Annotated in this window: 11 protein-coding genes and 1 tRNA gene; 7 read left to right on the top strand and 5 right to left on the bottom strand. The window is 62.1% G+C overall.

All coding sequences use genetic code 11. The features are described 5' to 3' along the window. Nucleotides 1-346: 346 nt before the first annotated feature. Together ACJWXQ_RS06965 and ACJWXQ_RS06970 are read right to left on the bottom strand one after the other, a co-directional pair. The gene (locus ACJWXQ_RS06965) at nucleotides 347-874 is read right to left on the bottom strand and encodes a GspH/FimT family pseudopilin (RefSeq protein ID WP_346050272.1); all 528 of its coding nucleotides are present in this window, start codon (nucleotides 872-874) and stop codon (nucleotides 347-349) included. 216 nt (nucleotides 875-1,090) lie between these two features. Continuing rightward, nucleotides 1,091-2,416, bottom strand: coding sequence for a S8 family serine peptidase (locus ACJWXQ_RS06970; protein ID WP_406672452.1), 1,326 nt, complete (start codon nucleotides 2,414-2,416; stop codon nucleotides 1,091-1,093). A gap of 427 nt (nucleotides 2,417-2,843) precedes the next feature. Between ACJWXQ_RS06970 and ACJWXQ_RS06975 the strand changes: the two genes are divergently transcribed. The 4 genes from ACJWXQ_RS06975 (at nucleotide 2,844) to ACJWXQ_RS06990 (ending at nucleotide 5,913) form a co-directional block, all read left to right on the top strand. Continuing rightward, a tRNA-Thr gene (locus ACJWXQ_RS06975) sits at nucleotides 2,844-2,919 on the top strand. 152 nt (nucleotides 2,920-3,071) lie between these two features. Then, complete coding sequence (locus ACJWXQ_RS06980; RefSeq protein ID WP_346050268.1) at nucleotides 3,072-3,860, top strand: hypothetical protein; 789 nt, start codon at nucleotides 3,072-3,074, stop codon at nucleotides 3,858-3,860. Beyond that, entirely contained in the window at nucleotides 3,857-4,387 is a 531-nt protein-coding gene (locus tag ACJWXQ_RS06985) for a hypothetical protein (protein WP_346050266.1), read from the top strand. Before ACJWXQ_RS06980 ends, ACJWXQ_RS06985 begins: the two co-directional genes overlap by 4 nt. Continuing rightward, nucleotides 4,378-5,913, top strand: coding sequence for an alpha/beta fold hydrolase (locus ACJWXQ_RS06990; RefSeq protein WP_346050264.1), 1,536 nt, complete (start codon nucleotides 4,378-4,380; stop codon nucleotides 5,911-5,913). The genes ACJWXQ_RS06985 and ACJWXQ_RS06990 overlap by 10 nt, the downstream gene beginning before the upstream one ends. A gap of 12 nt (nucleotides 5,914-5,925) precedes the next feature. Here the strand turns inward: ACJWXQ_RS06990 and thiI are convergent, their stop codons facing one another. Further along, a complete protein-coding gene (gene thiI, locus ACJWXQ_RS06995; RefSeq protein WP_346050262.1) occupies nucleotides 5,926-7,221 on the bottom strand; it encodes a tRNA uracil 4-sulfurtransferase ThiI in 1,296 nt (431 codons plus the stop codon). Between the two features lie 62 nt (nucleotides 7,222-7,283). Between thiI and ACJWXQ_RS07000 the strand changes: the two genes are divergently transcribed. Both ACJWXQ_RS07000 and ACJWXQ_RS07005 read left to right on the top strand, forming a co-directional pair. Further along, nucleotides 7,284-7,916 (top strand): YigZ family protein, encoded by a 633-nt coding sequence (locus ACJWXQ_RS07000; RefSeq protein ID WP_346050260.1) that lies wholly within the window; start codon nucleotides 7,284-7,286, stop codon nucleotides 7,914-7,916. After that, entirely contained in the window at nucleotides 7,909-8,409 is a 501-nt protein-coding gene (locus tag ACJWXQ_RS07005; RefSeq protein ID WP_346050258.1) for a hypothetical protein, read from the top strand. The genes ACJWXQ_RS07000 and ACJWXQ_RS07005 overlap by 8 nt, the downstream gene beginning before the upstream one ends. 17 nt (nucleotides 8,410-8,426) lie before the next feature. Here the strand turns inward: ACJWXQ_RS07005 and ACJWXQ_RS07010 are convergent, their stop codons facing one another. Then, complete coding sequence (locus ACJWXQ_RS07010; RefSeq protein WP_346050256.1) at nucleotides 8,427-8,804, bottom strand: hypothetical protein; 378 nt, start codon at nucleotides 8,802-8,804, stop codon at nucleotides 8,427-8,429. 164 nt (nucleotides 8,805-8,968) lie between these two features. Here ACJWXQ_RS07010 and ACJWXQ_RS07015 point away from each other — a divergent pair, with 164 nt between their 5' ends. Further along, nucleotides 8,969-11,497: an EAL domain-containing protein gene (locus tag ACJWXQ_RS07015; protein ID WP_346050254.1), complete on the top strand. Its 2,529-nt coding sequence runs from the start codon at nucleotides 8,969-8,971 to the stop codon at nucleotides 11,495-11,497. Between the two features lie 104 nt (nucleotides 11,498-11,601). Here the strand turns inward: ACJWXQ_RS07015 and ACJWXQ_RS07020 are convergent. Further along, a partial coding sequence (locus ACJWXQ_RS07020) for an acyl-CoA dehydrogenase domain-containing protein (RefSeq protein WP_406672453.1) occupies nucleotides 11,602-12,035 on the bottom strand: 434 nt, incomplete at its 5' end.

Here is a 12,035-nt window from a genome sequence, read left to right on the forward strand (position 1 = left end):
TCCATTGATGGGTTTTTTTCCGAGCTTCCATCATGGCGCATCGACGCCGAGTGATGAAGGAGGGAGGAGACCATCTCATCGCCGTAGATACATCCCTGTAGGCTTTGGGGGCGACCGAAAGGCTGCGCTTTCCTGCTCCGCCTTCCGGTCCGGCCCGCACATCCTCGTGCGGGCGTTCGCCATGCTGCGATGGTCCACTGGACCATCGGTCTTGGCTCACCCTGTCGCCCACAATCCTGGAAAAGCCTCCCCGGCCCCTGCTACGCCACCTCACGCCGTGGCTCGCATTGTGTGGACTTGGCCTTATTGGGTAGGACAGGCAACTGAGCGCCGTCGTTAGCGCTCTTTAGCACTCAGGCGAAGGCATCCTCTGCGGGTCGCGGGTGCTGCGTGCGCGGCCGTTCACGTTGATGATGATCGCCCGGGCCGCCAGCGCCTCTCCCTCCCGGCAGACCAGAATGGAGCCATTGGTGCTGCGCCGCCCGTCCGTGCGCATGGTGAAGCGCTGGCGGTTGGCGCGCAGGCCCGGCACGCCCGCAGACTGCACACGCAGGATCTGATCCGGGTGGCTGAGACGGTTATTACCATGACTTTGCTGGTGGCGGTAGATCAGCCATCCCTCTGACCAGGCCTGTTGATCGGCCGCACAATGTCGTCCGTCCCGGCTTGGGCAGAGGCTGACCGGCACGCCCACGCGCAGGGATTCGCTGCGGGCGAATTGCAGGCTGCCGATCATCATATTGGTGCCGGTGGTGGCGCGGGTCTCCTGGACCCAGCGGTCAACCGCCGGGGTGGCAATCCCCATCAGCAGGCCGACCACCGCCAGGGCGATCAGCAGTTCCAGCAGCGTCAGGCCCCTTTCCCCCTTTTTCATGTTGATTAACCCTCCCTGATTGAATGACTCCCCCAGATTCATTGTTTTGCGGAGCTTATTCAGGCTCCGGTCGGAGGCTCAAGGCGGGGACAGACGGTGCCGGAATTTTCCGACAGGGATGTTCCAGAATGCTTTACGGGCAGGATTTCTTGGGAGGAAAAGAAAAGGCCGGGCGTGAGCCCGGCCTTTTCCGTGATCATTGCCGAATGGCGATGATCAGAGACCGCTGGCGTCGAGGAAATCCTCGTCGTGCGGGTTGCCGCTGGTGTTGGAGAAGCCGCTGCTGTCCTCGGCGCTGTTCAACAAGCCAGTGCGGATATTGTGGAAGGCACTGGCATCCGCGGACTCCGGGATGGAACGCAGCAGCAGGGCTGCCGCACCGGCCGCATGCGGGGCTGCCATGGAAGTGCCGCTCAGGCTCTCGGTCCCACCGCCCATGGCAGTGGACTCAATCGCGGCACCGGGTGCGGCAATGGCGACGGGTGCGGACTGATTGCTGGTCCAGTCGGCACTGTCGTCACCCCAGTTGGACCAGCTGGTCCAGTCGTCGCTGGAGTCGGTGGCGCTCACCGTAATCACGGCATCGTCATAGGCCGCCGGCACGGACCCGGCCGCATCGGCGCCCTCGTTGCCGGCAGCGACGACGAAGACCACGCCCACGTTGGTGGCGTTGCAGATGGCTTCATGCATGGCATCATCGCCGACGAAACCATTCTCGGTGCACTCACCGCTCTTGGAACCGCCACCGCCCAGGCTCATGTTGGCAATGGCGGGTTCACCGCTGGCCTGGACCTGCTCGGCTACCCAGTCGATGCCGTCGATGATGCCGGCAAAGCTGCCGCCACCGCCACTATCGAGCACCTTGACCGAGTGCAGGGTGACATCCGGGGCAACACCCACGACATCAATATCATTGTCGATGGCGCCCACGGTACCGGCGACATGCGTGCCGTGGCCCTGGTCATCATCCCAGTCGGTTTCGCAGGTCCGACGGCTGTTGGGCGGACCACTGCTTTGGTCCTGGCAGGGCTCGGAGGCAAAGCCATTGCCCAGATTGCCGGCCAGGTCGTCGTGACTCGCGTCAATGCCGGTGTCCAGTACATAGACGCTGATGCCGTCACCGGTGTTGTTGTTCTGGTCGGCACCGACGCGTTCAATGCCCCAGGGCAAGGTCTGATTGCCCTGATCGTCATCATCATCGTCGTCGTCACCACCGCCACCGCAGTGGGGGCAGTTGCCCTGGGCAATGGAAACCCGGCCGTTCATGGTGACACTGGAAACACGCGGGTGATTGCGCAGGGCGTCCAGGCGAGCCTCGGGTACGGAGGCAGCGAAGCCGGTCAGGGCTGCGCCATAGACGCGCTCGGCGCGAACACCGAACTCGGCGGCGAAGTTGGCGGCATCTGCCCGGTTGGCTGCAGCTTCGGCTGCGGGACCGCCGTCATTCAGACTGACAATGACATCCACATGTCGATTGTTGGCATTGGCGGTGGAAAGGCCCAGAACCAGAACGGCCCCGAGCAACAGAGAGGTATAACGCATAAGTGACACTCCAGTTGAGGTTTATTTTTGGTAAACCTTCGCGCCTGCAAGCAGAAACCCCCCCGGCTTCTGTGCACCGTCCTGTGGTTAACTGCCTGCGCTGTCCCTGGGTGTCGAAACGCAAAGCGACGTCCGCGGACGCCAGTCAATAGGTTTAGTCGATCTTGCTGTGGATGCAACCCGAATTCGTGAATCCGGCTCCTGGGCACTGGGGTGGAGTTCCGGAGAGCCTTTTATGACGGGCCTTCCAGGTGAAGTTACCGTTCGTCGGGGAATGACATAATCCGGGGGTCAGATTGTTGTTGCGGTGCAACGATCAGCGGGGGGGGGTAAAAACCGAATGGGAATTGCGCGGATTTTTAACTCAGGTCGTAGGCGGACCGCGATTGTCCGCCCGGGGTGAATACCGCTATAATCTCCGCCTTGCGCCGGAGTAGCTCAGTCGGTAGAGCAGCGCATTCGTAATGCGAAGGTCGTAGGTTCAATTCCTATCTCCGGCACCAGTTTTTCGATTTCGGGGCCGCTCAGCAATGAGCGGCCCCTTTTTCGTTGAGTCACTTTTCGCCACCGCTCTTTGATTTGATCCGGTTTTGGTGGGTGGCTGTGTGGGGTATTCTGGGGTTGTCTCAGGGAGATTTTTTGGGGGGAGTGAGCAATGATGAATACGGCTTCCGGCCTCAAGGTTGAGTTTCGTAACAAGGTTTCCATGTTTATCGGGGCCTTTTTCGTGGTGCTGGGCTCCGGTATCTATTGGGTCTTTTCCCAGGCTGCGGTGGATCTGGTCTGTGAGCGGGCCAGTGGGGAGTGTGTTTACCAGTCGGTGGGGCCCTTTTCCAGCACCCATGATGTCTTCGCACTGTCGGACCTGCGCGGTGCTGAAGTAAGGTCTCGGCGCAGTCGCAATAGCGACGGGGGGACAAGCACCAATTACTGGGCCGTGCTCGATACAGCCTCTGGGTCCCGGGATCTGTCGGCCTTTCGCAGTTCCTCCCGGACTGCCCACGAGCGCATGGCCCAAGAGGTCAATGCGTTTGTGAACAATCCGGACCAGCCGCGTCTGGAGTTGAGTCATGCCGCGGGTGGCATGCTGAGCCTGTTCATTCTGCTGTTTCCGGCCATCGGCCTGTACATGCTTCTGGGTGTGCGAAATGTGGCCGAGGTCGAGGCCCTGCCGGGTAGCGGCTGGCTGATGCTCCGCCGCCGCCGCTGGTGGCAGTCCTCCGGTCGGGAGGAACGTCTGCCCCTGGCCGAGGTCGATGAGGTGGACGTGGAGACCAGTTACTCCAGCTCCCGGGGCGGCCGAAGTCGGCCCACGCATCGGGCGGTGATTCGGATGAAGAATGGTGAGACCAAGCCGCTGTTCGGCTTTTCCACCAGTGGCAACGGGGCCTTTAAACGGGCCTCTCAGATTCGCGATCTGATTGAGCGAGCGAGGACCGAATGAATCGATATGGTTTGCGCCCGGGCCTGGCGATCATCGCATTGCTGTTGCCTGGGTTGATGGCCTGCCAGGCGGATGAGATATCGCCTCCCGCACAGCAGGGCGAGGCGGACGACAATGGTTTCTATCTACAGCCGGCCTGGACCGATTACCGCCAGCGAGCTGCAGACAGTCCCTTCCAGCCCGCTCGCAGCGAATGGGTCCATGTGGAGGCCCTGGAGGACACCAGCCAGTTGCCCGAGGAGGCCCTCTGCGGCGAGATTGAGGATGTCGTGGAGGCCTGGGCCCGGGGGCGCGGTCTGCTGGGGGCAGCCCAGGATGATCGCATCGATGTGGACATTCGCGCCCGGGCGCTGTCGGAGGACAGTCATGAGGGCCTGTTGCAGCGTTGGGGGTTCAAGGACGATTCCCTGGCCGGCATCGACCATCGCCTGCGGTTCGAGCGTGACAATGAATGCTGGCAATTGACCCGGGTCGAGGCCCGGCATTATTGCCGGCGCGGTATTGAGCGCGGCGCGCGGTGCCTCTGAAGCTCGCGCTTGCCGGCAGCATTCTGCTGGCCGTGCTGCTTCTGGCTTCCTGGCTGTTGCGTCCCGCTGTGCCGGACGGGCCGGCCCTGGATGGCAGCCAGCCCCGCCCGCCGCTTGCCAGCGAGGATCTGCAATGGCGGGATTGCCAATTCCGCCTGCCCGCCGGCGTCACTGCCCGTTGCAGCGATTACGATACCGGTGTCCGGACAGAGGGCGGCGAGCCGATTCAGCTGCCCCTTGTCGAGTTGCGCCGGGACGGTGAGCCTCCCTACGCCCCTCTGACCATTCATCTGCCGGGCGGGCCCGGTGCCCCCGGCGGGACGGATGCGGACAGTGCCTGGCTGTGGGCAGCCTGGATGCAGGCCCATCGTTTTCCGGGGCGGCTATTGATTTTCGACCCCCGCGGCACCGGCAATGCCCGGCCCGGCACCGCCTGCCCGGACCGGGCCGCGCTGGTGAGCGATATCATGGCCCGGCCACTGACGCCTGAGGAGGAGGCGGTGGCCAGTCGCGAGATGCTGGCGGCGTGCCGGAACAGGCTGCAGGCCGACGGTCTGGATCCGGCCGACTTCGCCGCCCGTCACATGCTTGGTGATGTGCCCGGCATGCTCGCGGCGGTCGGTGATCAGCAGGCTCGTCTGCTGGGCCTTTCCCATGGTTCGCGCATGGCGCTGGCCCTGTTGCGGCAACGGCCCGAGCGCTTCTCGGCTGCCGTACTGGATGGTGTCTTTCCCACCGACCGGGATCCCATCATTACATTGCCGACGGTTTATGCCGATGCCTGGGATCGTCTTTTGGATCGTTGCCAGGCAGAGCCGGATTGCCCCGGCCCGGCCTTGGCTGAGGCCCATGAACAGCTCCAGTCGCGACTTGACCGGGAACCCGAGCTGCTGTTGCTGGAGCTGAACGGACGCCCGCCACAGCCGCTCTGGCTCGACGGCAAGCGCTATGCCGATCTCGTCTTCGCGGCCCAGGTATTTGACGACAGCCTGGCAGCCCTGCCGGCGGCCATCGTGGCAGCTGCCGGCGACGATTTCAGGGATCTTGCCGGCCTGCTGAGCCAGGTCGTGGGGCCGGCCCTGGATCCGGACCGACGGGATGCAGTTTATTGGGCATCGATCTGCGAGGAATCGGCGGTTTCGGATCCGGCGCGCATGGATCAGGCAGTCCAGGCTCTTGGGCTTGAGGCGAGCTTTCCCGAGTCCATCTGGCGCCATCATCCCTGCGTCAATGGCTGGGATAGCGGTCAATTCGATGGCGAGGCCTTTCGCCAGCCTGTGCAGGCCGATCTGCCGGTGTTGCTGTTGGCCGGCGAGTTGGATCCTGTCACCCCCAAGGAGTGGGCGCGTCACCAGCAGTCACATCTGTCCCAGAGTCATTTGCTGCTTGCCGAGGGTCGGACTCATGGTCTGGTTTTCGATAACGATTGTATTGCCGATGCGGTCGTCGATTTTCTACGGGCACCAGGACGGGCGCGGCTGCCTGACCGTTGCGTGGGCCCGGAGCAGGTCTTCAGGAACCTCTAGCGCTTTCCTTCGTCAGCCCCTGAGTGGGTCCTTGCTATCAGGATCGACCGCTTCCCCGCACTGGAAATCCAGCCGCCTTGCCTCGGCTAGGCTGTCACGGATCAGCCCTTCGTAGTCGTCAAAGGCGTCCTTTTCCTCCCGGCTCAGGCGCCCATGTTCGGAGCGTGTCTTGGGTGACTGTTCAATCAGTGCGCAACAGTCCTTGTAGGGCTGGATGGCATTCTCAAAAGTGCCGATCCGTCGAGCGATATCGATTATCTCCTGCTTGTCCATACCTACCAGGGGGCGGAGGATGGGCAGGGTCACCGCCCGCGACTTGCTCACCATGTTCTCCAGCGTCTGGGAGGCCACCTGCCCCAGACTGTCGCCGTTGAGCAGAGCCAGTCCACCGGTCTCCTGGCAGAGGCTTTCCGCCACCCGAGCCATGAAGCGGCGAAACAGAATGACGCCATAGGGGCTGGGAGAGGCCAGCATGGCCAGATCGAAATGGGTATAGGGCACCAGATAGAGTCGAGAGCGGATGGTAAAACGACTCAGGTGACGGACCATGTCCACCACCTTGTTGCTGGCCGGGTCGTTCTGTTGTTGGTGGGTCGCGGTGAAATGGATGAAATCCTGGCTACAGCCGCGTTTGGCCATCATCCAGGCCGCGACCGGAGAGTCTATGCCTCCGCTCAGCATGGTCATCAGCCGACCACCGCTGCCTACCGGCAGCCCGCCCATCCCCGGCAGCCGCTCACAGAACAGGTAGCAGCCCTCGGGATAGATATTGAGCTGAAAATTGCGCTCCGGGCGGCGCAGGCTGACCTGATCCCAATCGGTCTCCTGGATGAGGCGTGCGCCCCACTCCTGTTCCAGGGCGTTGGAGCGGCCCGGGAAACGCTTGTCGGCCCGATTGACCGTGACCCGGAAGCGATCACCCGGGCGGTAACTCGCCCGGGCCATTTCCAGCAACCAGGATTCCAGTTGAGGGAGGTGCTCCGTGCTGGGGCGCGGGTCGCCCGGCAACCAGCGGCAGGGATGAATCCAGGCCAGGCCCGCTACCTCCTGCAGCGCCGTCAGCACCGCAGGCAACTGTTCCCGCCCCTGTTCAGGGACTTCCACGAACAGGCGCTTATGTCGCCAGCGGACCGTCCAGCCGGGGCCCGCGAACGCCAGACGAAGACGCAGATTGTCCTGCAGACGGCGCTTGAAGTCGTCCAGGTTGCGGCCCTTGAGGGCCAGTTCACCATAGGTCAGCAGAATTCGGTTTATCTTGTCCTGAAGAATGGCCACGACGTTGACGGATCCGGTTGCTTGGGTCGCCACGCAGCATGCGTGGAAAGCCGCCCATGATAACATTCCCTTCCACCCAAGCGCGCGAGCAGGCCGTGAGCGAAACCCCGTACCAGCATCCCGCCGGGTCGGTGGAAACCGAGCTGGAGATCAAGCGCAGCCGTTTCATCACCCGCCTCGGCCGGGCCGACAGTCGAGCAGCGGCGATGGCCTTTGTCGAGGATTGCCGCCGCCGCTATCCCGATGCCCGCCATGTCTGCTGGGCCTTTGTGGCCGGCAATCCCCTGGGCGGTGCGGAGATGGGCAGCCACGATGCGGGCGAGCCAGCCGGCACCGCCGGCCGTCCCATGTTGTCGGTGCTGGAACACAAGGGGCTGGGTGACACGGTAGTAGTGGTGATTCGGTATTTCGGTGGTATCAAGCTGGGCGCGGGAGGCCTGGTCAGAGCCTACGGGGCCGCAGTGCAACGGGCTTTGGACGCCACTGAACTGAGCTGGCGGGAGCCCAGCCGGGAGCTGCAGCTGGTCCTGGATTTCGAGCACGAAAGTCTGGTGCGCCGCCAGCTGCTGGCTCACGAGGCTCAGGCGCTTGAGGTGGACTACGGTGAGCGGGTGCACATCCGCGCCCAGTTACCCGCACGCTGCCTGTCAGCCCTGGATAATGAATTGACCCAGGCCAGCAGCGGCCGCATTGAAATCAAACTGGAGGACGAAAGCCGGCATGAATGAGACCCCCACAAGTGCGCCAGATTCTCTGCGACTGGCTTCCGGTGAGTACCGGCTGGTCGTAGCGCCAGCGCTGGCGGCAGCGGCGGAGACCGCTGCCGAGCGCGGTGATCCTCACCTTTTCAATGACATGGCCTCCATGCTGGCCCTGGTCTGGATGGTTGAAGGTCTGGTGGCGCGTTATCGGCACAGCGTGCCCCTCGATCAGCAAACCTCCGAGGACCGGGCCCTGGATGCGGCGCCCCTGGGGGCCTGTGCTCTGGTTTTTACGGAATCCGAGCTGGATGAGGCCAGTGTGGATGAGTGCCTGGGTGCCTTGCGCCGTGCAGCACAGATGCTGGAAGACGACGGTATCGCGAGGACAGGTGAGGAATACCTGGATCAAGCCTGGGAAGCCCTGCGCACCGAGGCCAATGAAGACGCAATTGCGCATTTGCGGGCTTGTGCGCGTCGTCTTGGCACTGCTGTCGATGAGTGGGAGGCATCCCGGGGCTAGACGCTGGCTCCCTGTGCTTAATTGGGATACACACCACACTCAATCCACTCGGTTTCTTCCCAGCGGCGTTTTTCGCAGCGGAAATCACCCCTTTCGCTCGACGGGCGGTGGAAGGGGTCACGAACGCCGGCGCCCATGGGCTCTGGCTCCAGTATCTCCAGGGCGCGCAACTGACGCCACTCCCGTTGATCCTGTAAGGATTGCCGGCAGCGGGTGTAGGCGGTAGAGGGGAATTCACGGCCTTGCTGGCGGCAGGTGGCATCATCCTGAATGGCCCGTTCGATTCTCGCCTGGCGATCCCTGGTTTGTCGATCTTGAATGAAGCCCGCGCAGGCGGTCGTGAAAGCCAGAAGGCAGGTCAAGCCAATCAGCGTGATGCCGCGTCGCTGTTCCATCTCCTACCTCCTGATTTGCCCAACGGGCCGTTTTTGGGCATGTTGTTTACCTGACGGCAGTCTACCGCATGGACCTGGTGGACCAATAGGGGATTTCCGAAACCGGTTTCCCTGCATGGTCACGGCAAAGGATGGGTTCTCGGGTTGGCAATAGGTGGGACCAGATGGAAGCCAAGAAGGTCACCGTAACTGACAGGGATGTTAATGCGCGGGTCCAATCGGAGATGGTCCGGCGCTTGTTCAGCTATTCCCTGCCGGTCCACGTGGTCAGCATTCCTGCGGCATTCCTGCTTGCGGCCCTGTTCCGGGAAGTGGTCGAGACCGGTGTGGCGATGGCGTGGGCAATCACCCTGTGTCTGGTGGAGTTCTGCCGTCTGGCCCTGGCCCTGGCCTTTTTTCATTATCGCGGCCATATCAACCGACCACGAACCTGGCTGATCGCCTTTGGCGTGGGCCTGGCAGTTGCCGCGCCGATCTGGGGGGTAGCCGGCGCCCTGTTTTTCCCGCTGGATGAGCCAGAGTTCCAGGTCATAATTGCCCTGTCCATGGTGGCTATCTCCGGTGTTGCATTGCCTCTTCTGGCTCCGGCTCTGTGGATGTTTCAGTTGGCCCTGGCATGTTTTCTCTTGCCTGTTTTCCTTCGATTGGTTTTTGTGGGCGAGCCCTTGAGCCAGATTACCGCCGGCCTGGTGGCATTGGCGGCGGTGGTTTTGGGGCTGGCGGCGCCGCGCATCAACAGAGATCAGGTTGAAGCGACTAGTGCGCGTTTTTCTTATGCATCGGTGGCCGAGTCCTTGCGTACCGAAGTGGAGGAGCGGCGACGGGTGGAGTCGGAGCTGCGGCGGCGTGAGACCACCAACCATCGCCGAAAACTCATTCTCATGGAATTGGCGCGTAACCCGGTTATTGCCGAGGGTGACCTGGAAGCCGCTATTGTCGGGGTGGCTCGCGGGGTGGCACGGGGACTGGCGGTGACAAGGGTCTCGGTCTGGGATCTGAATCTGGACCAGGAGCTGTTTCGGGCCAGAATGATTCTGGACGGGGACCAGGCCAGGCAGCAGCCTGATGAAAGCTTCGATATCCGAATCGATGCCGAAAGCCGACGGGAATTGGAGAAGACCAGGACACTAGTGCTCTCCGACGTCAACGCTGATCCGAGAGCCGCCCTGTATCGAGAAGACTATTTTCGACCCAATGGGGTCTATTCTGCCCTGGTGACCCCCTTCCGGCGTGGTGGCCGCATTCGCGGTTTTCTCATGGCCGAGTCCCGGATTCAACGCTTCTGGACGGAAGACGATGACAACTTCATCAGTTCCGCCGTTGACTTCATTTCCCTGGCACTTGCCGCTGCCGACCGACGACAGGCTCAGCATCGCCTGCGGGAAATGGCAACCCTGGATGGTCTGACCCGGCTGCCCAATCGAAATGCCTTCCACGAATTCTTCCAGCGGTCCCTGCAATCGGCAGCCAGGGAAGGGGAGAGGGTGGGACTGCTGTTTGTGGACCTGGATCGCTTCAAGGCCGTGAATGACTCTCTGGGGCACCATGCCGGCGATGTGGTGCTGCAGGAGATTGCCCAGCGTCTACTGGACAGTACCCGGGAGGGTGATTGGGTAGCCCGCCTGGCCGGTGATGAGTTCACGGTGATTGTCCACGGGGTGGAAAGCCTGGAGACCCTGCGTGGCATTGCCAACCGCATCCGCAAGGGCCTGGTGAGACCGGTCATGTTGGGCAATACCGAAGTGACCCTGACCTGCAGTATCGGTATCTCCCTCTTTCCCGATCATGCCGAGGAAGCCGAACGGCTGCTGCAGAATGCGGATGCGGCCATGTATGAAGCCAAGAAGCAGGGGCGAAACCGCTACGCCTTCTTCACTCCTGAGCTTCGGGAGCGAGCGGTGCGTCGCCTGTCAATGGACAATGAATTGCGGCGAGCCGTGGAGGAGCAGGATTTCGTACTCCATTATCAGCCTATCGTGCAATCGGAAACCGGCAGCCTCATGGGAGTTGAGGCCCTGGTTCGCTGGCAACGCCCTGATGGCACCATGGTGTCGCCGGGTGAATTCATTCCCTTGGCCGAGGAAACCGGTTTGATTGTGCCCATCGGGGAATGGGTGTTGGACCGGGCCTTGGCTCAGTTGGGTGAGTGGGATCAGCTTGAGGGTGAAGACCTCACCATGAGCGTCAATTTTTCCATGGTGCAATGTCGTCATGGTGGCCTGCCCGGCATGGTGGATCGCAGTCTGAGTCGCAATGGCATTGATGCAAACCGCCTGGTTGCGGAGGTGACCGAGAGTGATGTGCTGATTGGTCAACAACAGTATCAGGCAGTTTTTGATCGCCTGCGGGAGCATGGGGTGCGGGTGGCCATGGATGATTTCGGCACCGGTAGTTCTTCCCTGGGTCAGCTGAAACGCCTGCCGGTGGATATTCTCAAACTGGACCGCTCCTTCGTTCGGGACATTGCGAGCTCAAGTGAGGACGAGGCCATTACCGGTGCGGCCATCAGCATGGCCAGCGCCCTTGGTCTTAAGGTGATTGCCGAGGGTATCGAACAGTCGGTCCAACGAGACCTGTTGATCGAAGCGGGCTGTCGTCTGATGCAGGGCTTTTACTTTAGCCGCCCCTTAATGGCCGAGGATGTGGCTGATCTGATTCGAACGGGAGAGCGCTTGCCCCGGGATGATTCGTGAATCCCTGAATCAGCATTTCCTTGGGGTTTTTCCTGAATGTTTAACGATAAAAAAGGCCCCACCGCAAGGTGGGGCCTTTGTGCTTGCAGCATGGTGGCAATCAATTAGCCGGTGGCTTTGGCTGCCTCACCCTGGCGGGCCGAGCTGCCATGGGCCTCCGGTTCCCGCTCGGCCGGCAGCTCATCCACGGCAATCGCGGCGGCCATCGCCTTGGCGGCTTCGAGGATGATTGCGCCCTCCTGTTCGGAGATAACGTCCTCGGCCACGCCGCGCTTGACGGTATCTTCCAGATTGGCTGCCGACAGCCGCACGCCCAGGCCTTTCTGAAGACGGGCCTCCAGCGGTTCGGCGGTAATCATGCGATCCATGGCATATTCCACCCTGCCTACCGGGTCCTCGGGGTCCTTGCTGCTCCAGACGCCACGAGTCAGGCGGTCGCGTGCCGCGGAGGGGGTCAGCAGCAGGGAAGCCACCTCGTGACCGAGACGGTCACTGGGACGACGGAAACTGCGTCCGGTGGGCATGACTACCAGCTTCA

This window comes from Natronospira sp., assembly GCF_007134575.1.
Lineage (GTDB): Bacteria > Pseudomonadota > Gammaproteobacteria > Natronospirales > Natronospiraceae > Natronospira > Natronospira elongata.